22 protein-coding genes are annotated in these 23,485 nt (G+C 43.4%); 6 read left to right on the top strand and 16 right to left on the bottom strand.

The window, feature by feature from the left end; translation table 11 throughout:
* Nucleotides 1–97: 97 nt before the first annotated feature.
* The 6 genes from JMW94_RS10795 to JMW94_RS10820 all read right to left on the bottom strand — a co-directional run bounded on the left by JMW94_RS10795 (nucleotide 98) and on the right by JMW94_RS10820 (nucleotide 5,644).
* Nucleotides 98–832: a DUF6977 family protein gene (locus JMW94_RS10795; protein WP_407691873.1), complete on the bottom strand. Its 735-nt coding sequence runs from the start codon at nucleotides 830–832 to the stop codon at nucleotides 98–100.
* 118 nt (nucleotides 833–950) lie between these two features.
* A complete protein-coding gene (locus JMW94_RS10800; protein WP_201604402.1) occupies nucleotides 951–1,664 on the bottom strand; it encodes a hypothetical protein in 714 nt (237 codons plus the stop codon).
* 74 nt (nucleotides 1,665–1,738) lie between these two features.
* Nucleotides 1,739–2,380, bottom strand: coding sequence for a hypothetical protein (locus tag JMW94_RS10805; RefSeq protein WP_087816189.1), 642 nt, complete (start codon nucleotides 2,378–2,380; stop codon nucleotides 1,739–1,741).
* Nucleotides 2,381–2,624: 244 nt separating this feature from the next.
* Nucleotides 2,625–3,209 carry an alpha/beta hydrolase gene (locus tag JMW94_RS10810; protein WP_201604403.1) on the bottom strand — a complete coding sequence of 195 codons (585 nt, stop codon included), beginning with the start codon at nucleotides 3,207–3,209 and terminating at the stop codon, nucleotides 2,625–2,627.
* Nucleotides 3,210–3,233: 24 nt separating this feature from the next.
* Nucleotides 3,234–4,121, bottom strand: a complete 888-nt coding sequence (locus tag JMW94_RS10815; protein WP_201604404.1) for a hypothetical protein — start codon at nucleotides 4,119–4,121, stop codon at nucleotides 3,234–3,236.
* A gap of 644 nt (nucleotides 4,122–4,765) precedes the next feature.
* The gene (locus JMW94_RS10820; RefSeq protein ID WP_201604405.1) at nucleotides 4,766–5,644 is read right to left on the bottom strand and encodes a LysR family transcriptional regulator; all 879 of its coding nucleotides are present in this window, start codon (nucleotides 5,642–5,644) and stop codon (nucleotides 4,766–4,768) included.
* 90 nt (nucleotides 5,645–5,734) lie between these two features.
* On the opposite strand from JMW94_RS10820, the gene JMW94_RS10825 reads away from it, so the two are divergent.
* Both JMW94_RS10825 and JMW94_RS10830 read left to right on the top strand, forming a co-directional pair.
* The gene (locus JMW94_RS10825; RefSeq protein ID WP_060491354.1) at nucleotides 5,735–6,184 is read left to right on the top strand and encodes a PACE efflux transporter; all 450 of its coding nucleotides are present in this window, start codon (nucleotides 5,735–5,737) and stop codon (nucleotides 6,182–6,184) included.
* Nucleotides 6,185–6,488: 304 nt separating this feature from the next.
* On the top strand, nucleotides 6,489–6,977 hold the full coding sequence (locus JMW94_RS10830) for an META domain-containing protein (protein WP_201604406.1): 489 nt from the start codon (nucleotides 6,489–6,491) through the stop codon (nucleotides 6,975–6,977).
* Nucleotides 6,978–7,189: 212 nt separating this feature from the next.
* Here JMW94_RS10830 and JMW94_RS10835 read toward each other — a convergent pair whose 3' ends face one another.
* Together JMW94_RS10835 and cynR are read right to left on the bottom strand one after the other, a co-directional pair.
* A complete protein-coding gene (locus JMW94_RS10835) occupies nucleotides 7,190–7,576 on the bottom strand; it encodes a DUF6122 family protein (protein WP_201604407.1) in 387 nt (128 codons plus the stop codon).
* A 47-nt stretch (nucleotides 7,577–7,623) separates the two neighbouring features.
* On the bottom strand, nucleotides 7,624–8,532 hold the full coding sequence (gene cynR / locus JMW94_RS10840; RefSeq protein ID WP_201604408.1) for a transcriptional regulator CynR: 909 nt from the start codon (nucleotides 8,530–8,532) through the stop codon (nucleotides 7,624–7,626).
* A gap of 138 nt (nucleotides 8,533–8,670) precedes the next feature.
* Here cynR and JMW94_RS10845 point away from each other — a divergent pair, with 138 nt between their 5' ends.
* From JMW94_RS10845 to JMW94_RS10860, 4 genes are all read left to right on the top strand, one after another.
* Nucleotides 8,671–9,333 carry a carbonic anhydrase gene (locus tag JMW94_RS10845; RefSeq protein WP_201604409.1) on the top strand — a complete coding sequence of 221 codons (663 nt, stop codon included), beginning with the start codon at nucleotides 8,671–8,673 and terminating at the stop codon, nucleotides 9,331–9,333.
* 113 nt (nucleotides 9,334–9,446) lie between these two features.
* Nucleotides 9,447–9,917: a cyanase gene (cynS, locus tag JMW94_RS10850; protein ID WP_201604410.1), complete on the top strand. Its 471-nt coding sequence runs from the start codon at nucleotides 9,447–9,449 to the stop codon at nucleotides 9,915–9,917.
* Between the two features lie 152 nt (nucleotides 9,918–10,069).
* Nucleotides 10,070–11,281: a CynX/NimT family MFS transporter gene (locus JMW94_RS10855; protein WP_201604411.1), complete on the top strand. Its 1,212-nt coding sequence runs from the start codon at nucleotides 10,070–10,072 to the stop codon at nucleotides 11,279–11,281.
* A gap of 70 nt (nucleotides 11,282–11,351) precedes the next feature.
* Nucleotides 11,352–11,897, top strand: coding sequence for a GlcG/HbpS family heme-binding protein (locus tag JMW94_RS10860; RefSeq protein ID WP_201604412.1), 546 nt, complete (start codon nucleotides 11,352–11,354; stop codon nucleotides 11,895–11,897).
* A gap of 191 nt (nucleotides 11,898–12,088) precedes the next feature.
* On the opposite strand, the gene JMW94_RS10865 is transcribed toward JMW94_RS10860, so the two are convergent.
* The 8 genes from JMW94_RS10865 to JMW94_RS10900 all read right to left on the bottom strand — a co-directional run bounded on the left by JMW94_RS10865 (nucleotide 12,089) and on the right by JMW94_RS10900 (nucleotide 23,400).
* The gene (locus tag JMW94_RS10865) at nucleotides 12,089–12,835 is read right to left on the bottom strand and encodes an HAD family hydrolase (protein WP_201604413.1); all 747 of its coding nucleotides are present in this window, start codon (nucleotides 12,833–12,835) and stop codon (nucleotides 12,089–12,091) included.
* Nucleotides 12,835–13,977 (bottom strand): TIGR03364 family FAD-dependent oxidoreductase, encoded by a 1,143-nt coding sequence (locus JMW94_RS10870; protein ID WP_201604414.1) that lies wholly within the window; start codon nucleotides 13,975–13,977, stop codon nucleotides 12,835–12,837. Before JMW94_RS10870 ends, JMW94_RS10865 begins: the two co-directional genes overlap by 1 nt.
* A gap of 141 nt (nucleotides 13,978–14,118) precedes the next feature.
* The gene (locus JMW94_RS10875; RefSeq protein ID WP_201604415.1) at nucleotides 14,119–15,123 is read right to left on the bottom strand and encodes an ABC transporter substrate-binding protein; all 1,005 of its coding nucleotides are present in this window, start codon (nucleotides 15,121–15,123) and stop codon (nucleotides 14,119–14,121) included.
* A gap of 102 nt (nucleotides 15,124–15,225) precedes the next feature.
* Nucleotides 15,226–16,920, bottom strand: a complete 1,695-nt coding sequence (locus tag JMW94_RS10880; protein ID WP_201604416.1) for an iron ABC transporter permease — start codon at nucleotides 16,918–16,920, stop codon at nucleotides 15,226–15,228.
* 64 nt (nucleotides 16,921–16,984) lie between these two features.
* Nucleotides 16,985–17,908: an ABC transporter ATP-binding protein gene (locus JMW94_RS10885; RefSeq protein ID WP_201604417.1), complete on the bottom strand. Its 924-nt coding sequence runs from the start codon at nucleotides 17,906–17,908 to the stop codon at nucleotides 16,985–16,987.
* Nucleotides 17,909–18,351: 443 nt separating this feature from the next.
* Nucleotides 18,352–20,037, bottom strand: a complete 1,686-nt coding sequence (locus JMW94_RS10890) for an AMP-binding protein (protein ID WP_201604418.1) — start codon at nucleotides 20,035–20,037, stop codon at nucleotides 18,352–18,354.
* A gap of 71 nt (nucleotides 20,038–20,108) precedes the next feature.
* Nucleotides 20,109–21,176 carry a CaiB/BaiF CoA transferase family protein gene (locus JMW94_RS10895; protein ID WP_201604443.1) on the bottom strand — a complete coding sequence of 356 codons (1,068 nt, stop codon included), beginning with the start codon at nucleotides 21,174–21,176 and terminating at the stop codon, nucleotides 20,109–20,111.
* Nucleotides 21,177–21,228: 52 nt separating this feature from the next.
* Nucleotides 21,229–23,400, bottom strand: coding sequence for a 3-hydroxyacyl-CoA dehydrogenase NAD-binding domain-containing protein (locus tag JMW94_RS10900; RefSeq protein ID WP_201604419.1), 2,172 nt, complete (start codon nucleotides 23,398–23,400; stop codon nucleotides 21,229–21,231).
* Nucleotides 23,401–23,485: the final 85 nt, after the last annotated feature.

Raw genomic sequence — 23,485 nt, forward strand, 5'->3', positions numbered from 1 at the left:
CCAAGACAAGCTTGGCTATTCTCATATATCATAAAGTCACTTGATTAGCATAAGTTTATCTTGATAATTTTTACTGCATAAATTACCGCTTTAACGATCAAACCCAACCCGCTTCCAAAAGCTGCTCAGTATTACTTATTTTGAATTCATGATATAGATTAAAAAATACTGCGGGGTCTTCAATGTTATCGAGCAACTCGCGTTTATTGAGCGCCACAAACATCGCCAGTGCATAAGCCGCACAATGGATAGACTTTTTAGGATTGAACTCACGATCCGTAAAGGCTTGATATTGCATAACCTCTTCATGCAAATGCGGGTTTTGCTTTAGGGCATTCACATAGAGCCAATCATAAAATGTGGTCAATGGCTCTACGCTCCACTCCATGCCAAAATAATTATAGCCAATCAGTTCACCCGAGGTCATTAAGCGCTCGTCCTTTCTGGCTTGTCTTGGCGGCGCACTTAACAAGTCAGTATAGGGACCACCATCCTCAAAAACCATACTGCTTTGAAAGGCATTTTCGACACTGTACTGCTGCCCATCTTGTTCATTTGTTAGCTTCAAGCTCAATGGACTCAGCGGAAAACTCAATTTATTGCCAGACTTGCTCGATAGCTCAAGGACATGACTAAACCCATACTTTTTGCGAATGACTTGATGCATATCATTGATGGATTTTTTCTTTTGGCGACTGGCAAACCCCACATGCCGCTCAAACCTAACCATGTCTGTTTTTACCAGATTGTCACTGTTGGTTCTCGGCATAAATACGGGTCTGTGTTCTACAATATCTTGTCTTTGATCCACAGAATTCTGTGTTTGTTGCATAGCAATGTGCCTTATATCAATAGTCTTTTATAACTGGTATAAATGTTCTTATATAACTGCTCTCATAAAAACTGACATTAAAACGTATTGTCCTGACATCAATTTTACGGATAGCTGCCTACTCAGCCGCATCTAATAACTTGTTAAGCGCCTCTACCATGGCATCATCTATGATACTGTCTTCCACATAGCTTATTACTTCGTCTATGGTGGTCAAATCCATTTCCCGAATACCCAAACTGGCTAGCTGCTCATTGATCGAGTCTAAACTGTCATTATCTTCAGTGTCGTCTAATAGATTTTCTTCGAAGCGTCCTCTAACGAACCAGTACATTTTTTCTAGCACGGTTTCTTTTTTGGTTAAAGTAGAATAACCGTCACCATAAATGAATAGATTAAAATGATAAGGAATTTCTACATCGTTAATAAAAAAGGTACGCTTGCAGTCTAATGTATAAGCTTGAATCTCTTTGTCTTCTGCATCTTTGTCGTTTTTATTGTCTTCATCATATTCAATCGCTTCTTTTACCAACTCCCCTAGAATTTCATAGCGTCCTGTTTTGACCTTATGATTGTAAATGATAGCGGACTCTGCGATTGCGTCAAAAATAATGGCGCTGACGTCTAACGTATGATCGTCAATATCATAGAAACTTTTTAGCGCGGGTAAAAACTCGGTCAGCTTTTCTTCAGGTACTGGTATCAAAAACTGCTGCTCATATATTTTAATCATGTCTTCAGGCGCATAAGTGTTGGCAGTATCGGTCTCGTTTCTACCAGTCGGCTGTAAAGGTAAAAAATTATACGGGTTATAAGGATTATTATCGGTCATTGGGGACGGCCTTTTTATTTGGGTATGCTGTGTTAAATGTTAATGCTACCAATTGATGAGTGATGTATCACATCCTACTCACACTGCGGCAGATCATACTCGATGCTATCAACCATCTCATGACGCTGTTCAATGATAAGTTGATAACCGTTAATCACGCCATTATACGGCAAGTGACCGTTATATTCTGCATAATGCGCAGCCAGACATTGTTGAATCACCAACTCACGCTTTGCCGCATTCATTTTGGCAATATTTTGCGGTAAATACGCAACAGCTTTACTGCTAGCCACGCCGCGCGACATCCAGTTAGCGCCCTCACTCCATGTAAAGTCGATGACCGCTCGCAATTGATATTGCGGTAGCGGATAAGGATAATGCGCCAAGTCATATTGAATTTGCGCAATATCCTCTGCAAAGGTGTCGTACTTTATATCGAGCACGGATAATAGTGCTTTTAAGAATTCATGAGCAGTAAAGTAGCTATCAATATCTGTCGCATTAAGTCCTAGTATGTCGCTAGACAATACATGGCGCAGACGATCACAGGCGGATATGATGTGTTTTGGCGGATAACCCATGGCTTGGACAATATCTTGCGAACGTCGTTCACATTTCTCTATTTGGCTAACCGCCTCTTTTGCCAAAGGATGCCGCGGCGTATAACGATGAGTATATTTGCAAGGCGTGAGATTTTGGCTATTGATATGAGACATCAGTGACTCCTGAACTCCGACAACAATAAATAAAATAAGCCCAAATAGGCAAGTCAAATCAGGCATGGATAGCCTTGTCGGAGTACAGGCTCATGCGCTTTACCAGAGTGGTTTTATATCGTGCTGGAAGTTGCAATGTTTGCTAAGTGATTATTAAAAAACTTGGCAAACCGTTAAACCCACGATAGTTTTTTAGTTCTTTATAATAGTAATTAATAAGGCCTTACTGCAAGGCTGATGGTATTTAATCTTCCTCATGGTATGTCGCGTCATCCATCCAGACAATGGGGTCTTCGCACAGATGAACCAAGTGATACCAAATATCTTCGCTACGGGCAATACGGTGATGACCACGCTCAAAATACTCCACTTCCCAGCTATCAGGTAAGTTGACGAGCGTACGTCTGGCAACGGCCACATCTAAGCATTCATCATCAACCTCAACCATGACTCTTACCATCTCAGTATTCGAGGTCGGAAATGACAGTTTCATATCAGCCACGTCTGGTATGCGATCGGCTAAAACCTCATTGGGATAAATGCAAGGCGCTATTAATAGCGCACGCAAATTGTATTTATGGGCGAAATAATTGGCGAACCAGCCACCAAGTGAATGCCCTGCCAAGACGACTCGCGGATACTGCTTCATTTTTTCTAAAACTAATGCCTCATAAATATCAAAAATCTCGTTGAAATTTTCTCGATAATTAACGGTTTGGCAATATTTGGGCTCACGGCTAATACAAGTATATTTAGTGGTTTCATTGCTTGAATCAAGACCGTGAAAGAACAGTAAAAACATGTCGTTATTTTCAATAGGAAACATCATTGTGCTCTCCTTTTAAGGATTTTTTTATTTATTAGCATTACTTTTATACTTCAACCATAGACCATAAATGTGCTCAGCGACATCCATAGGAATCCTCGTATATCCAGCACCAAATGACACGTCATAGACCGTAGTCATCATCGCGAGAACCTCATCGGCACTATCAGCGCTCTCCTTGATTAGCCTGTTAGCGATTTGCTCTGCCTCACTGCTGTACTCATCCCAAGTATCATTGTAATAACATCCCACAATACCAAAGTCATAGCGATAGATCATATCGGTGATAGACCTCATCAAGCTTGCACTCGCCTTATCATAATGATTGATCCACTCTTGGTATAACTGCTGACGTATGGGCAATACACAAGGTAAAATAGGACGATCTTTGGGATCATTCAATTTATCGGCACTCACAACAGATAAGGGTTTGGCGCCACCTTCCCATAGCAAGGGACAAGACGAAAACATACCTTTTTCGCACACATTCAAACGCCATATTCCCCACATCTCCTTGCTAGCACGACTCATGGTATAGACAATAATCTGATTGAGATAATCACTATCATAGATGATATGTTGACGATCAATTCTCACGCCTTGCTTGGGCAATACATCAGTATAAGTGAGGGATATGTCACGTTCACTTGGTTCGGCAGCAACCACTACCTCAGGACAATCTAAATCTCTCTTCATCAGCTCATAGGGAGCAACAAAGCTCAATGTCTCATCGCTATTATTCACAAAGTAGATATCATCTTCATAGTTATTGATAGACTCGTTATGCAGATAAAACAGCGGTATCTTTGGTTTATTTTGTACCTTATCTTGAATGGATTTAGGCAGTTTTGATCCACTTGACCAATTTAAATTATCGATACGTTTTTGCTCAAAAGTGTTAGTTGTGTTTGTCATAATATTGTCCTTACTTTTTAATTTATTTTAAATATCAGTAGCTTGTAGTATTTTTAATTTTGTGTGATTCTCAGATCAAATTTAAGTCAGCCGAGCTTGTCCGCCGCTTTTAGAGCAACGTTAAAAAGTAAAATGAGTGTTTCAATGATGATTTTAGAAGTTATTTAAACTTATTTTTAACAATATGAAATCTGTGCCATCATCGATATGACAGCTATAATTTATGAGTAGATTGGTTTTAGTTAATTAGAAAAATAATGATTAATGCCAGCCAGAGTATTGATAATTAACAGCAACAGCGAAGTTATAGGGTGAAGCGTTGCGCCTCGAGGATTAACTCTATGTTGCTGTTTTCCTGACTGAATAACGTCCTAACTCAGTAACTATAATATAAAAACTGAGAAAAATAAAGCGTCTAATTAAAGCGGGCGACAACTGCTGTCGCTCAGCAGTATCCAATACTTAAGTTAAAAACATAATTTGGATTGAAGCATAGTATAACTTGACCACTAAAGCGCTTATATTAAAAACCGTTCAAAATTATAACCTACTAGAATATATAGGCGAGATTATAAATTTTATAGATAGTGCACCCGCAATAAATAGACGACCCTTTAAAACTCACTATTATTGACCGCTTAATATCACTTATTTAGCGCAATCGCAGCCGACTTCAACCAAGCAGCTGCTTTACCTAGAGGACGCTGCTTGTGCCATACGATTTCTAAAGCCACTGGCCAATCATGATCGTTAAAGTCCAATATTGGCTCGACTAAAAAACCATTATCCAAGGCACTGGCTACCACATGTTCAGGTACGAATGCCCAGCCTAAATTGCGCTGTACCAGCTCAACGATAACCCATTGGCTTTCAACCCACCAGACATCAGATGCTATTCGCAACCGTGCTTTTTCTTCGCTATGGTTACGTGTTGCCACCATCAATTGCCGATAGCGTTTCAACTCCTCCCACCCCACTGGCTGACGAGCTAGCTCATGGTTCGGCGCGCACACCATTTTCATCGACACCCAACCAAGCCCATGAAAATTCAGCGCTGAAGGTAGTATCTCTTGACGCCACATAATACCCAAATCGGCGCGATCTTCTAGCACCAAGCGGCTGACATCTTCCATCAGCGGAAACAATAGTTCCAGCTCCACACTAGGAAATCGGCGCGAAAACTCTTCCATCAAACCGCCCAACGTTGCTTCGGGATACAGCTCATCAACCGCCAGTACCAATCGACTCTCTACTCCTTCGCCCAGACTTTTGGCCACCCCGCGAAAATGTTCACAACGCTCTAATATCACTCGCGCCTCTACCAGTAAGCGCTCTCCAGCTGGCGTCAGGACTGGATAGCGTCCACTGCGGACAAATAAGCTGTTGTCCAAATCAATTTCTAAATTTGATACCGCCGTGCTAATAGCAGACTGCGCCTTGCCTAGATAACGGGCGGCGGCTGAGAAAGAACCGGTCTCTACCGTGGTGACAAAGGCTTGCAGTTGCTCTAATGAAAGGCTCATCTATCTAAAAATCCTATAGGTTCTAACTTGGTTATAATAGTTTAACAGATACAATAGGCGCGAAAATAACTGATTCAACTAGGAAGCTTCATGCGCACCGTGAAAGATCGTATTCGTCATACCTTGGGTTTTGAGATAATAGGTTTAATTATATTTGTACCGTTGGCAAGCTGGTTATTTGGCTTTGATATTCAGTCGATAGGTCTTATCGCCGTGGCTGCTTCGATTATCGCGACGTTATGGAACTATTTTTACAACCTGTTATTTGACCACAGCATGCTGAAGCTACGCGGCAATGTACATAAGACGGTTCCACTACGGATGTTGCACGCGTTTTTATTTGAAGGTGGTCTACTGTTATTATTCCTACCAATAATTGCGTGGCACTTAGGCATCAGCCTCTGGCAAGCCTTTATCATGGATATTACGATGGCTACTTTTTACTTGGTACATGCTTTTGTTTATAACTGGATTTATGACAATGTGTTTCCTATTCCAGCAAACCATCTGCTATCTCAACGTAATGATGTGATCGCCTAATAGCAATGAGCCATGCTAAAGATTTATAGTCAATCCTATATAAATCAGATACGGTGTCAGGCTCGCTTAGTCTACTATTTGTAGTACTTTCGCTTGCCTTCCTTGTATCCAAATTATATTGAACCGACTATATCAACATAAAAACAACTTGGTATTTGAATGGTTACTGGCGCTTGTATCGCTATCATTGCTTTGTAATAATGCCTGCATCTGCTAGCGTCTCATGTCAGTTATTGGGGCAGCAAGCACAATAATTTTGAGATAAATGTCTCTATATAATAATTGAAGCAATAAAGGACTTTATATGAAAAATATGACCAAGGTAATGATGGTAAGCGTTTTAGCAGTGGGAACATTGGCAGCAGGTTGTCAAACCACATCTACGCCAAGTGCACCCGTTACCCAGCCTATTACCTCGGATGCCTTGCAAGCCTATCATTGGCAACTCGTGGATGCCAAAAACACCAAGGGCGAGACCATTACTCCATTATTCTTTAATCCAGCCGAACCATTAACCCTCGATTTTGTGACGGCGAATGGGAGCAATATCGTTACTTTGATGAATACTTGTAACAATATGAGTGCTGAGTATAAGGTAGCAAATGGCGAGGTAACCTTGGGTCCAGTAAGAAGCACAAGAATGGCTTGCCCTGCCCCACAAGCCAGCTTTGATAGTGCCGCACTAGCAACCGTAAATGGTAAATATAGCATGAGAAAAAATGCCAATAACGTGCCTGTCTTGACCATTACCAATGCGAACCAAGTAGCGAATTTTAAAGCGGTTGCCAAATAATCATTGCCGTATAGAGTGCTAAACGAGTCACTCAATAAAAAAGCCTCACTATTAATAAGTGAGGCTTTTTTTGTCTATATTTATTGTCTGAATACTGAATTTAGGCTTAGCGCAGAACTAAATTCTCAGTAAATAATACGATTTTTTAGAAAATATAATGTGCCCATAATAAATACGGAATTAATGAGCATGCGATGGAAAGTTAAAAAATACTACTTAAACCTATTTGCTAGCCATATGACCAGCTCACGAGCTGGCGCATCATCCAACGCTTGGGGGATTTGGGCATACGTCATAACGCAGTCATTTAAATCCGTCAGCATATGCAACAGCAAGCCCAAACCTATGACTCTATATGGCTTAGGCAGCACTAACATAGTCACATATACTGCCATTGCATAATAACTGTGCAGCGGGTGAAAGTTAATACTACAGCGATTGGGCGAGAAAATAGGCGTTGCTAGCAGATGATCCAAATCAACCAACATAGTGGCGAGCAGTATCAGATAAACCCTTTTGTAATCATTGCGGAAAAACACATAAGCCAAGATTAAAGGCATGCCGAAGTGAAAAAAGTAGTGAATTAAGGTTTGCGTCATTGACCTTTTGCCTATCTCATCGTGACCGTTCGTTTTCTAAGTTTATTCTATTTGAAAAACAGTGCCTTGGATTCAACCGTGTTCGAACAAACCTCATGTGCCAACGCAACAAATGCCTTGGTAGCAGCGCTCTGATACGCACCTTTTCGTTGTAGTAATACCGCTGTACGCTGGAGCAAAGACGGCGCTAAGGTAATCGCCACCAGCTCATCATAATTATGAGCGATGTTGGAAGGTAATAAGGTGGTCAGTTGGGTATGGCGCACCATTTCGATCACTGCGCTGAGCGAGTTTGCCTCCATCAGTACGTTTGGAGCAATGTCATGCTGGCGACAATAATGCTCAATCTGTTCGCGCGTGGCAAATTCGCGGCTCAGCAATACCAATGACTGTGCGTTTAGCGTTGGCAAGTCAATCGCCGCTTGCTTAGCAAGAGGGTTATGTTTACTAACAACCAGTGCGAGCGTCTCTATCAGCAAGGTTTGTGTATCGATATCGGCAGACTGCACATCTTCAAAAGCAATACCCGCATCAAACTCATCATCGAGTATTTGCTTTTCCATCTGCTCCTGTGACATCTCCTGCACGCTTAGCGTAAGGCTCGGATAACGAGTATGAAACGCTTTGATTAAAGGTCCAAGCAAATACGTGGTAAAAGTAGGCGTAATCGCAATCCGCAACGCACCGCGACTGAGATCCTGCACATCGTGAATGGCGCGCCGTCCTTCCTCCAAATCCTGCAAGGCTCTATGGGCATAGCGCGCATAGACATTACCGGCATCGGTCAATGTGACACGGCGACCAGAGCGATCAAATAAAGTCGCGCCTAGACCCTCTTCCAACTGTTTAATCTGCTGTGATAACGCTGGCTGTGACACGTACAAAGACGCTGCTGCTTGGGTAAAGCTTTGGTACTCTGCCACTGCCAAAAAATACTTAATATGCCGAAGAATCATGGGTCATCTCGTGTGAATTAGGGATTGCTCAAGGTTTTCCCATAAGTAATTATTATCGATATCATAACATACTAGTATTTTACCTTATAACGATAGCGGCGTATCATTCTTTTCATCAACTACACAGAGACCACCGCGATGAAAGATATTATTGAAGGTTTTCTAAAATTTCACAGTGACGCCTATCCTAAGCGCGCCGATTTATTCAAAAATTTGGCGACCAAACAAAACCCGCGCACACTGTTTATTTCTTGTTCAGACAGCCGCTTAGTACCAGAGCTCGTTACTCAACACGAACCCGGTGGTCTGTTTGTGATTCGCAATGCGGGTAATATCGTCCCATCTTATGGTCCTGAGCCTGGCGGTGTATCGGCGTCAGTTGAGTACGCCGTTACCGCTTTAAAAGTCACGGATGTGGTCATTTGCGGGCACTCAGACTGCGGCGCGATGACCGCAATTGCCAACTGCACCTGCATGGATCATATGCCAGCGGTAGGCAGCTGGCTACGCTACGCTGACTCAGCACGAGTCGTCAATGAAGCCCGTGAACACGCCAGTGATAGCGAGCGGGTCGCCTCTATGGTTCGTGAAAATGTCATCGCTCAAATCGAAAATATCAAAACCCATCCATCTATACGTTTGGCGCTAAGAGAAAATCGTTTGGCACTACATGGCTGGGTTTACGATATCGAGTCCGGTGACATCGATGCCTTAGATGGCGTGACCAATGAATTTGTCTCATTGGCAACGCACACTGAGGTTCGTGCTTATCCGATATCGCCGCTGGCAGTCGCCGTTTAGCATTATATAACTGTCATTATCAATGACTATGCATAATCAGAAAATCAATTAACCCAAATGATTCATAAGCATCATTAACCCAATAACCACCACCAACCTCAAAAGGTATTATTATGATTCAGTCTCAAGTAAGCAACACCGCACGTCAAACATTAACTGACACCATCATTGCTGCCAAATCGGCAAAGAACCTATCATTCGAGCAAATCGCTTCAGGAACAGGCTTGAGTGATGTCTTTGTCACTGCCGCTTTGCTAGGTCAGCATCCGCTACCTGCTGATGCCGCCCAAAAAGTTGGTGAAACTTTAGGACTTGATGAGGACGCCATCGCGTTACTACAATGCATTCCATCACGAGGCAGCGTTGGTAGTGAGATTCCTACTGACCCGACAATTTACCGTTTTTATGAGATGATGCAGGTATATGGCACCACGCTAAAAGCCTTGGTTCATGAGCAATTTGGTGATGGTATCATCAGTGCCATTAATTTCAAAATGGATATCAAAAAAGCAGCTGACCCTGAAGGTGGTGACCGCGCAGTGATTACTTTAGATGGCAAATTCCTACCGTTCAAACCTTTCTAAATGACGCTTTAAATAGCAGTTTTATCAGCGGTTTGTAAAAGTAGTACTTATTGAAAAAGTCGGCGTTCGACATATAGTGACGTCGGCTTTTTTGGCGACTCAGGCGGTGATTTTTTGATACTGCCTTTCTTAATATGGATTTTATATTATTCATGAGTACCGATCATATCTCCTCCACGGCGCGTTCGTCGATACTGACCTTGTTGTTTCCTATGCTGGTGATTGCTGGGTTGGCGATGACGCTGCGCCCAACGATCACTTCTACTGGTCCGTTGCTAACAGAAATTCGCCTAAGCACAGGTATGGGTTTGCAAGCCGCCTCTTTATTGGTGGTGCTGCCGATGCTGTGTATGGGTATATTTCCGCTACTATTGCCTTGGATTGGGCGACGATTTAGTGAAAGCGCGTGGATCACAGGCGGTCTGTTTGCAATTGCCTTCGCGGGTTTATGGCGCTTGTGGTTAGATACTGGAGGTACGCTGATAGCCAGTGCCTTAGTAGGCGGTACGGGTATCGCCATCGTGCAAGCAATGGCACCTGGTGTGGTCAAGCGTTGGTATCCTGCACGCGTACCACTTGCTATGGGCGTTTACTCTGCCGCACTGATGACTGGTGGCGGGGTTGCCGCTATCTTGAGTCCAGTGGTCGCTCAACATTACGGCAGTTGGCAATCCGGTTTGGGTATCTGGCTGGTAGTGCCAGTTTTTGCCCTCGTGCTGTGGTGGCGGCGCCCCTCCGAGCAGATGGAAAATCGAGATGACGGGGTAAAAATCAACTTTTTTGGCAATCGCCGTGCTTGGCTGCTGGCAAGTTATTTTGGTCTGGCGAACGCCGGATATGCTTGTATGATTGCATGGTTGCCAAGCTATGCGCAGACTTTGGGCTGGAGCGCGCAAAGTAGTGGCGAGCTGATCGGTATCATGACGATTTTTCAGGTCATTGGTGCGCTGGTTATTCCAATGTTGTCCGCCCATCGTCTCGACCGCCGACCTTGGTTGTTTTTTGCCGTAGGCATACAAATCGCTGGATTTATAGGTTTGATTACCATGCCGACAGCTTTGCTCATCTTGTGGATTGCCTTGATTGGCTGTGGTCTTGGTGCCTGCTTTTCATTGACATTGACCGTCGCGTTAGATCATTTGTCAAAACCCAAACTCGCTGGAGCACTAGCAGCATTTGTCCAAGGCATCGGCTTTATTATTACCGCCATCGCGCCTTATATCGCAGGTGTGCTACGCGAGTCGACTGGCAGTTTTCAGGCGGTTTGGTGGATGCTATTGATCAGCCTTATCGGTATGCTGTTTGTCACCATCAAGTTTGCCCCAGCAAGTTATCATCAGGCAATTAACTTGTCTAAGCTTTGATTCAGGCGTATTGAGTCACGTCATGCAATATTCAAAACAACCTCAAGGATTAACTATAAAAGGACTGATTATGAAAAAACTCGTTATCTATGCCGCGCTTGCAACCTCGCTGTTGTCCATCTCCGCGTGTGCCAACACCTCACACTCACAGTATCAAGTACAAGTGATCAAACCAAACATAATAACCCAAGGAGCAGAGATGGCAACCATTCCATTATTGACTGGCGAGATGGCACAAAACATGGTGAATGCCGCCGCATTAGAAGCCAAAAACAACAATTTGATGGTATCTGTGACCGTCGTTGACGCCTCTGGACAAACCTTAGCAGTGCTCAGAGATCACCGCGCAGGCGTGCATACCGTGCGTGCCAGTTATAAAAAAGCCTATACCGCAAACTCACAAAAAAGAGAAACGGCGGTCATCGCCAAAGGCATCAAAGACGGCACGATTCCTGAAGACCTACGCTATCTGGATGAAAACATCCTTATCTTAGATGGCGGCGTGCCCATTTATATCGATGGTATCGTAGTTGGTGGTATCGGGGTGGGCGGCGCACATGGTAGCGAAGATGTACACATCGCCAAAGCAGGTCTAAAAGCATTAGAGCAGCAGTAGAGCGCGCTAAAATTTTAAGATAAATATTCCACATATTAGGCTGTTCAACAATCGATAAGCCTGCCTGTTCTTATGTTTATCGTTACTTCTATAAAATAAGAAGGAGAGAAACCATGTAATGATTTCTCTCCTTCTAAAATGCGCCATTAAAGTAGTCCATGCAGATGCCTCAATTAAATTGAGGACATACTCTAGATCAATGCCGCTAGATCCGTGAGCTGCTCAAGCACAATATCTGGTGAATATTTTTCCAGTTGCACATGGGTTTGAGCACCAGTCAGCACCCCAACACATAGACCACAATGGGCATTTTTGCCTTCTTCGATATCGATGCCGCTGTCCCCTGCTTTCAATACCTGTTGCGAATGCTCAATCCCAAACTTGCCCATAGCAAGGGTAATCATATCTGGCGCAGGACGACCATTATGCACATCATCCGCTGTAATCAAAGCGTCAATATCACGACCCACTGACCATCCTAAAAGAGTCAATATCTTATTGGCAGTCTGAATATCGTAGCCCGTATTTAGCACGACTTTTCTACCTGACTGCTTTAACTGAGTGAAAAAATCTAGCATGCCATCGAAGGTTGCTACCGTGTCCTTGGTATAGGCTGATGCCAACGCTGATTTAAAGGTATTAAAGGCAGCATCCGTCCATTTTTCACTATCAGCGGTCGCGGTATTGTCATTTTTGCATACTTCATTGAGTATATCGCTAATGGCTTGTCGCTTTTCTTTGCCAGCCCCAAACTCTAAACACACCTCTAGATTAACCTGAATGTCTGTTTGACCAACCTGTTGTAGGGTGTGATTGATCGCATCACATACGGTCTTATAAACCAAATTGTTTTCATTGACGGTCGTGCCTGCCATATCAAAGACACACAGTTTGATCGCGTCGAATGGGGCTTTGATACGATGAATATCTGTATTCATTATTTTGACTCCAATACTAAATTAATTAACTCTTCACCAAAGGCAAATCCCGTTGATGCGCCTGTGCCGCTTGTGATGGTACCGATGGCAACTCCTGCTTCTGGTAATGCTTTAAACACGACATTGTCGGCACTTGGATAGACCCCTAACCAGTGCTGGGTGATGTCTACCTCACCGATATCCATGACTTTTTTGAACTCGTTGATGATTAAGTTATCTTGATAAGTGTCTCTAAAGGGCAGCTCTTTATCACAGTAATTATGACTGTCACCAATGATAAGTGAGCCATCCGCTGATTGAACAACGATTAAATGTACGCCAGCCTTGCGCTCAGCAGCTTGGGTGTCATCTAGTAAGCTGATAAGCGCACGAGCTTCTGGTAGCTGCGCAAACCCATCATAACGAGCAAAACTCAGATCTGACATGACAGCAGCATTTAGTTTGAACGCTTGCCTTGGCATCACGCGCATCATATTGAGGGTACAGAGTTTGGCATCAGACTGCGCTAAAGTATCAGGATATAAGCCATGTAAATCTGCCCCAGGACAGATCACACAATGCGCCGTATGTAATGTCCCTCGACTGGTATGAACAGTGGGCAAGTCAACCACCTGAACCGTGGTTTTGTTATAAAAATCCACGCCATGCACTTGTGCTAACCAGTCCGCCAATTTGCCAATCGCGGTATTTGACTCGACTCTCAGCTCGTGCGGGCTATATAAAACGCCCAACCCTGTTCTAAGATAAGGCGTCTGCTCCTGTATTTCTGATTGGCTCAATAAGCGACAGGACTCGCCCATATCAGTCTTCAAAAACGCATCGGCAACGCTCATCGCTTCAGGGCGCTGAACCAGCATGTGCAGACCGGTATGCTCAACCTTGATACCGGCTTTTGGCGCGATGTCCGCCCAGATATTGCGTGAGTGCATGGCACGTTGCCAATGCTCACCGCTACGCTGACCACTAACCGTCACAAAGCCAAAGTTACGAATCGAGGCATCTTTGTTCTGTGCTTCTCGTTCTACCAGTGCCACTTTCAGCCCTTTTTTTACGGCAGCATAAGCGCTGGCAAGACCAACGATACCGCCCCCAACGACGACCACATCATACTGTTTATCTGATAATTTACTTGTCCCTGTCATAGCTTTTTTCTTCTTTATGATTGATTAAAAATGATACTCAATTTATGTTTTAGCGGCTCAATCCTTGTTTTAAGGATTTCACTAGCCTATGAAATAGTGCATTTGAATAATGACTACTCATCACGGTTTTTATAGATTCATTTACGATTCAGTTTGTCCATGGAAAAACGCTCTGTGCTTATCTAACAGCTCAGCCGTCAGTGGCTCGCCGTACGTTTTACTGTTTTTTATGTGATTGTCAGGAGCGACTGTTTCACCGTCATAAATCACATTTGGGTATATCGTCAATAATTTTGGACGCGCATTTTTAACAATGATTTCAGCCATTTTCATCGCATTTGGATTGGTGTTCTCGCCTTTATCAATAACGGCTACCGATTCCGTTAGCGTATAATTTCCTTCACTTGGGTCAACATAATCAATAGGCAAGCCTTGTGCTTTGTTTGCGATTGCTTGATGACGCAAGCCAAAACCAATCGGCACCTCACCTGCCATCACTTTTTTGATCGGACCTGAGCCTGACAACTCCAAGTTTGGACCCGCATTGGTGCGGATATCGTTCATAATTTTCTGCCCTTCAGCGCCCATTCCATAAGTAGCGGTGACGTCTTGAATAAACAGCCAACCTGTCGATGAGCCATTAGGATCCACCATCGCAATTTTATTTTTGTAGATCGGGTTTGCCAAATCCTTGGCACTGGTTGGTCTGGGCAGATTTTGCGCCGCCATCTCTTTTGTGTTTAAAATAATAGCGCCCGTAAAGCCCAGTATTGGTGCATAGTAATTGGGGACCGCCACTTGCGGGTCAACGTCAAAGGTCAATTCTTTAAACATAGGATGCTTGGCTTGGGCGCTTTCTAAGTAGAATGAGCTCATCGTCACCATATCGGCCTCTGTATTATCGCCTTCTGCCAGCAAACGCCCACCCAACTCCCCTGTCCCAAAAGACTGAAAGACATACTGACCCTCATAGCCTGCTTCGTCTAAAACTTCTTGGATGACCTCGACCGCTTCTTCGTCGGCATTGCTATAAATGACCACTTCTTCGACGTTGCTAGAAGCACCTCCTTCTGACTCAGGTGAATTACAACCTGCTAAGACGATTCCACACGCGAAACTTGCCACTAACGTTTTAAATAAAAACATTATTTGTCCTATTATTTGTTGATGTTTTAATAATGAAAAAGTTGTTGCTTAAAATATAAAACGAAAATAAATCTTATCAATGCGCTTGACCGATGAGTAAGACTAAGAAGACGTTGATATCACCATTGACTTAGGTTTTTTCTTGGTTTTTATTGCCGCTCTACCAGAGAGCCGTTTGCTATAAATATGACGGACAATAGCAAACAACATCAGTGCGCCAATATTGGTCAGCAATATCATCAGCGACAAGATAAAAATCTCATCGAAGCGCGCAAAGTGCTGTAGCTCGACTATCTTGGTGGTGAGTACCATTGTTTTGGCACCTGAAATAAAGATAACCGCGCTAATCGTCACCATGGCACTGATAAAATAGAATGAAGCGACTTCAATCAGCGTAAAAAACGAATTGGGCACGACGATGCGGCGTAACGATGCAAACCATGAGTCACCCAACAGACCAGCCGTCGTCTCCCAGCCCAAATTCATTTTAGACAGTGCGTTTTTACTCATCAAATAAGGCGTGGCAAAGTAATGAATGATGTTGCTAATCACGATGATAAAAATAGTATTGGCGACCGCCGACCCCGAAAACACCATCAAATAGGCAATACCGACGACCATTCCAGGCACCGTATTGGTTACCAATGCCGAGCTTTCAATACTGAATTTACCCAGTTTAAACAGGCTTGAGCGCTCGTATAGCAAGGCTGAAAAATACGTAATCAAAGTGCCAAACACCGCTGTTAATACCGCCACAAGTAATGAGTTTTTATAGACCCGCATCAGATTGGCAGACTCTAAAGCCTCGCTGACAATCTCGGTGGTGAAGACCATCTGATAAGGCCATGATTTAATCCATGGGATGATGAATATCACGGCGAATACCAGTAACAGTAAGGCTAAAATCACACTCGATAACACCGCCAAAACACGGTCTTTGATTTTTGAGGTGGGCAGATCAATCATTTCAACTGAGTCATAGCGCACATTAAAGCGTGCCACGTACCATAGTATGGCGATGCTTAGGATCGATGGCACCAGCATAAATAACGCAACCACTGCCCCCTTTTCGAATGAAGGTGACGCGCCTAAGATTTGGGTATAAAGCTCAGTGGCGATGACGCTATATTGCCCCCCAATCGACGCTGGAATACCAAAGTCTGTAAAGGCTAAAAAGAAACATTGAATCATCGCTGCTGCAAAGGTGCCGATTAGAGGACGCACCACAGTCATATCAAACTGGCGATAAGGAGAGTCTCCCATCAACTCTGATACAACGACGAACTTTTTGTCCAAATACTGGAAAGTATTGTTCAATAATAAAAAAGCAATGGGCAAGGTATAAATGGTATAACCAAGCCACATGCCATAAAAGCCGTATATGTCCTCAAACAGCTGAAAGCCAAGAATCTGAGTAAGCAAACCTTGTTTGCCAAAGGTATAAATAATGGCAAAGCCGTAGGTTACGGTTGGCAACAACATAGGAAATAATGCCGCCAGCTTAATAAATTGTTTAAAAATTTTGGGCAAATTAGTCCAATGCACGGTATAAGCCAAAATAAAGCCCAAAAACGTCGCGCTAAGCGCACTCATCGTCGCCACAAAAAAGCTGTTTTTCATGGTCTGCAAAAAGCCATCACTGCTCAAAATACTGGTGTAGTTTTCTAGCCCTAATGCATCACCGACATTCAAAGACAGTGCCAGCAGTTTGACTAATGGAACAAACATAAACATGACGAATAAAACAGCAACGAATAGCCAAATTGCTTTTACGAGGGGTGAATTGCTCAATTTCATAAATATCCAAGACGATCAAATGGTCAAATACGGTCATTCACGGCATTTTTATTTTTAATCAATATTAATTGATGGTGGCATCTTTTCGTTTTTGCTGATGACTGTCTTTAATAACATTAAGATCGTCGGTATTGTCGATAATGTCCATACCATCGATATCGTCATAACGATGAGTCACCACACTGTCATCCTGACCATAATGTTGGCGCTGGGTATATTTGCTTAAGGGGTCAATGTTTGCGCCATTATCTGCAAATAAACTTAAGATATTGCGACGCTTGATATTGAGCTGATTGAGAATGAAGTTTTTGACAAAATCATTGGCTGGGTTGCGAATGATTTCCGTTGGTGTCGCGAACTGTGCCACTTTGCCGTCTGAGAGCAGTAAAATACGATCAGATAACGTCATGGCTTCTTCTGGATCATGAGTGACTATTAAAGTCGTCAACTGATAGCGAACGGAAATCTCGCGAATACGTGCTTTGATGGTTTCTTTGATGACACCATCTAGCGCAGACAAAGGCTCATCTAATAACAGGATTTTAGGCTTCATCACCAAAGTGCGTGCGAGTGCCACGCGTTGCTTTTGACCACCAGACAGTTGGCTGATGCGTTTATTTAGGTGGGCTTTGATATCGAGTAAGTCGACCAGTTCATCGACTTCTGCTTGCGTGCTAATATGAGGATTATTGCGTAAACCGTATTCAATGTTTTGTTTGACATTTAGATTGGGAAACAGTGCATAGTCTTGAAAGACAATATTGAAGCCTCTTTTTTTCATCGGCACTCGTGTAATGTCTTCGCCGTTATAAGCAAGACGACCGCCATTGATACCTGTCAAACCTAAGATAATATGCAATAAAGTCGTTTTACCACAGCCAGAAGGCCCTAAGATTGAGACAATTTCGCCCTTATTAATTTTGAGGGAAATATCTTCAAAGATAACTTTATTCTCATACTTTTTCGTCACACCTCTAAGCTCTAACATATCAACCAACCTGATCATTTATTATTTGTGTTGCCTAGGTCAGCAGTGTAGCCAGTAGTTGTGACATTTTGGTTAAAGAGCCATGACAATACGATGACATCAAACAACGTTAGGGCGTGTCCTCAATTCAATCAATTACTTTCTAAATGGGCTAAACATGGCTAAATTTTGTTAAACATCGTCAAATAGCTTATCAATATCTCGATATTAACGGCGCTATCTTCCTTGTTTGACGGCAATTTATCTCATTTTTATCACCATTTTTAAAATGAGGACACGCCCTAGATAAAGTATCGAAAACAATCCCGTGAGCATTTATCAAAATAGAAGACCTCATTTAATACCATTAAATGAGGCCTTCTAAAAACAGAAAGCCTGCCAATAGATGACAGACAAAATGCGTTAAACGTAGATGTTATTGATGAGAGTCTGTTGAGTAGTCGTTACGCTTCATGAGCCAATTTTCTCAGCTTGTGACGCAGTATTTTTCCGACAGTTGATTTGGGTAACTCGTCTATGAATTCGATATGACGCGGGCATTTATAGGCGGCCAAATTTGCTTGGCACAGCGCTCTAATATCATCCTCATTTAAGCTATCATCAGATTTTACAACATAGGCTTTGACCGACTGACCCTGCAACTTATCATCGATACCCACCACTGAACATTCGGCAACCTTAGGGTGCTCCTCAATGATGTTTTCTACTTCGTTAGGATAAACGTTGAAACCACTGACGATAATCATGTCTTTTTTACGGTCATATATCTTAATAGCACCCTGCTCGTTCATAGATGCAATATCACCTGTCTTTAAGTAACCATCAGCAGTAAAAAACGTCGTATTGTCAATATTATGATAATGAGTAATGACGTTGTCACCTTTGATACACATCTCACCAACTTCATTTATGGCGAGGATATTTTCATCGTCATCACGGATATTGATATCGACACTAGGCAGTGGAAACCCTACATTGCCACTATATTCAGTGCCATTAAATGGATTGGCGGTACCCACGCCTAGCGTCTCAGACATACCCCAGCCTTCGAGGATAGGCAGACCTGTGACTTCACGCCAGCGCTTAGCGGTTTCAGGGGTCGCTGCCATACCACCAACTACAGTTAACTTGCATGCGGAAAAATCCAGATCCTTAAATTTGGGGTTCATCAGCAGGGCTTGGAACAAAGTATTAACACCAGGCAATAGATGAAAAGGACGCTTGCGCAATATCTTGATAAACCCTTCAATATCACGTGGATTGGTCACCAGTGTGAGATGCTGACCCACACTCAACCCAACTATTGAGCAGATAAACGCATAAATATGATACAGCGGTAAAGCGACAATGGTATTTATTTGAGTACTATCAGACATGGTGTCATAGACTGGCTTGAACCATTCGACAAACTGATAAGTGGCGGTCACAACATTTTGATTGGTAATCAAGATACCTTTGGCAACACCTGTCGTACCGCCAGTATATTGCAGCATTAATAAGTCGTCCGCTTGAATGCTAGGGCGAGAATAGCTTAATTTTTTGGCACGTTTTAAAAAGGCTTTATAGCGAGTCACGGTATAGCGAGAATTGGATTTCAACTGATAACAGGGAATGGCTTTTTTGACATATTTGGCAGCGATATTAACAAACGCACCTTTCACTACTCCTAACATATCGCCAATCTTGCTGATGACCACAGTTTTGACAGGGGTGTCTTTGATAATTTTCTCTAACGTTTTACAAAATGGTTCTAATATAAATAATACAGCAGTATCTGAGTCAGCCAATTGATGTCTCAATTCACGAGGACTATACAGTGGATTGATGAGCGTTGTGACCATACCAGCGCGAATTATCCCTATGACAATAGGCAGGTACTGGTTGACATTGGGCATCATGATGCCTATGACCGAACCCTTTGCTAGACCCAGACTTTGAATCCAAGCCGCAATAGCCAATGACAGGCTATCCACTTGCTCATAAGAATAAGTAACACCCATGTTGGTGATAAATTCATGGCTGGCATATTCTGTTAATTTGTCATCAAACATGTCAATCAATGTATTATGTGGCGGCGCTATCTGTGCATTTATCCCTTTAGGATAATGCTGCGTCCAAAACTGATCCATAATTTACCTTCCTTGGTAATCAACTTATGAAAAACTCAATGGCTTTGAAGCATTTCTCATAAAAAACATAACTACTCAACTTGCTGCCATCCTGACGTTGCATCATACTCATCTTGGTGGGCAAATAAGGGATGTGCTTTTGCTTCACTCAGGCTAAGCACAGGAGTCACGCAGACATCAACGAGCGCAAAAACTTGTTGCCAATGCTCAAGCGTTTGACTGGCAAATTTATCGCTTACCGTCTTAGCCGCCGCTTGGCTTTCAGAGGTATTTGGCATAACTCCAAGTTGCCAATGGCTGTTTTTGAGCGCAGACAAATCCAATGCCCTACACAAGCCCTGCCAGAATTTCAGCTCTAACGAACCAACGGCCATATAGCGCTCGTCTGAAGTTTTGTATAGGCGATAGCAAGGCAATGATCCACCCAAAAAATCATGCTGCGGTGCTGGTTGTTGCCCTGAGAAACTTTTCACCAGCGTTCCCGTTGCCTTTGGCATGACCATATGCTGGTACAAGCTGTGCGTCATACTAACGGCAACATGACGACCTTTGCCCGTCCGCTGGGCGGCGAATACAGCAGCAAGCAGTGCAATCACAGCGGTATCACTGCCGCCTGCCAAATCTGCAAATTGAACGTTAGGCATCGCCTGCTCGCCACTCGCCGTCTTTAATTGGTCTAAAACACCGCTCATCGCCATAAAATTAATATCATGACCAGCTTTATCAGCCCAGTCATGATTAATCTCAGTTTTCGAATCGCTAGATGCCAAACCGTAACCAGTGATTGATACCATGACCAGCTTTGGATTAATCGCATGCAATGTTTTGGCATCTAGTCCCATACCTTCTAGGACGCTAGGGCGAAAGCTGTCAAACAGCACATCAGCATCTTTAAGATGCGCTTTGATCGCAGCAATACCTTGAGGATCACGGAAGTCGTGTTTCTCGGTAGTTTTGCCATGATTTAGTGCTTTAAACAATTCGCCAAAGGCTCTGGCAGGATCACCATTTTTAGGTTCAATCTTAATGATTTCTGCGCCCAAATCTGCAAGCAAACGTGTGGCAAAGGGTCCCGGTAAATTACGAGTCAAATCAACGACGCGCAGCCCTTGTAAGCAATCTGCCATTAAATCTATCATTGAACCACTACTCGTATTAATTGCAGAATGAATCGTAGAATTAACCATCAGCTCAGTCATCAGCAAACACCTCACCTTTATCTGCCATGTCTAGCAGAATTTGTGCTGGTTCAAAACGCTCACCGCATTGAGCCGCGAGTTCACGGCTACGGGTGATGAACGCCTCTAACCCCATCGCATTGATAAACTGTAGCGTACCGCCTTGATGTGGCGCAAAGCCCCAACCAAAAATAGAGCCGATATTGGTATCAGCGACAGAGCACACGACGTTTTCTTGATAACATTTAGCAGATTCGTTGGCTTGGATAAACATCAAACGATCGATTAAATCTTGCTGTGATGGCTGCTCTGCTTTTGCTGGGTATAAATTCATCAGCTCAGGCCACAAGTATTTGTCGCCCTTATCGGTATACTCATAAAAGCCCTTGCCATTTTTTTTACCTTCGCGATTGTGTTCTTTGACTAGCGTTTTGAGTATCTCGTATGAAGGACGCACAGCAATGGGTTTACCTTCAGCCTCCATATCTAGCTGCTGCTGTTCGCTCACGTGCAACGCCAAACTTAATGACACCTCATCTTGCAATGCCAGTGGCGGCATGGGCATGCCAGTTTTCATGCCAGCAACTTCGATGCTGCGCGGATGGACGCCCTCGCCTAACATCGCAACCCCTTCTGACACATAAGTGCCAAATACTCGTGACGTATAAAAGCCACGACTGTCATTAACGACGATAGGTGTTTTACCGATTTGTAGCACATAATCAAAGGCTTTTGCTAAAGTGGCGTCATCCGTTTGCTCGCCCATGATAATCTCAACCAACGGCATCTTATCGACTGGTGAGAAGAAATGCAGCCCGATAAATTGATTGGGTCGGGTGCTGGCTTTTGCCAATCCAGTGATGGGAAGTGTCGACGTATTAGATGCATAGACAGCTGTGTTAGGAATCACTGCCTCAGATTGCTGAGTACACTTGGCTTTAATCTCACGATTTTCAAACACCGCTTCGATAATCAGATCACATTCTGCCAAATCCTCATAAAACACTGTTGGCTTGATGCGATTGAGTAACGCTTGCTTTTTCTCTTCAGTGGAGCGTTTACGGCTAATGGCTTTGTCCAAAATGGTGGCAGAATATGATTTGCCTTTTTCAGCGCCTGCCATTTCAGTGTCGAGGAGTACAACGTCGATCCCCGCCTTTGCGGTGACATAAGCAATGCCCGCACCCATCATGCCTGCACCTAAAATACCAACTTTTTTGGTTTTATAGCGCTCAAAACCATCAGGACGAGATTGACCTTTTTTAATACTATTCAGCTGAGTCCATAGCGTATTAATCATATTTCTAGATTCAGCAGACAGCACACAAGCGGCGAAGTAACGCGACTCAAGCTCAAGTCCCGTATCGATATCCACTAAGCAGCCCTCGAAAACGCAAGACATGATGTGAGTAATGGCTGGATAATTGCCGTGTGACTTTTGGTTGGCCATGGCAGGCGCGATAGAAAATATCGGCACAATACTAGGATGCTTACTATCACCGCCGGGAATTTTAAAGCCCTTTCTATCCCATGGCTGCTGGGCACTGGGATTGGCGTTAATCCAGTCTTTCGCCTGCTTGAGCATATCTGCTTTGTCAGTGGCAACGGCATTAATTAGACCCATGTCTTTAGCAGCAGTTGGACGCAGCTCTTTACCTTGGGTCATCAGCTCTAAAGCTGATTGAATACCAACCAATCGCGGTAAACGCTGAGTACCTCCGCCGCCCGGCAGCAAGCCCAATTTGACTTCAGGTAAACCCAATTTAGTCTTAGGCGAATCAATCGCGATACGATAATGACAGGCCAATGCCAACTCCAAACCACCGCCAAGTGCCGTTCCAGTCATAGCAGCGACGACAGGTTTACCTGAGGTTTCTAGCTTGCGTAAGCTAGCTTTCAGCTCTTCGACCAGCTCAAAGGCTTGTTCAGCAGTTTCAATATCAGCCAATTGGTCAATATCGGCACCGACGACAAAGGTCTCTTTGCCAGAGGTTAAAATCAAACCTTTGGCAGACGCATCGTTAATAAAGCTGTCAGTCATCACTGCAAAATTATCGGTGAAACCGTCGCCGATGACATTCATTTTGCGACTGCTTTGGTCAATCGTAACGGTGATAATGCCATTATCAGATTCGGCAGAAAAGTGGTTCAATGCATTGATGGCGTCTACGCTGTTTATGCTCATTTCAAGTCCTTTTTATATTATTCTATGTCGATATCAGTCACTAGAAACTAATGACAATCACTAAAATCTATTAGCACTATCAGCA

The sequence above is a fragment of the Psychrobacter immobilis genome, assembly GCF_904846185.1.
Classification (GTDB): Bacteria; Pseudomonadota; Gammaproteobacteria; order Pseudomonadales; family Moraxellaceae; genus Psychrobacter; species Psychrobacter immobilis_B.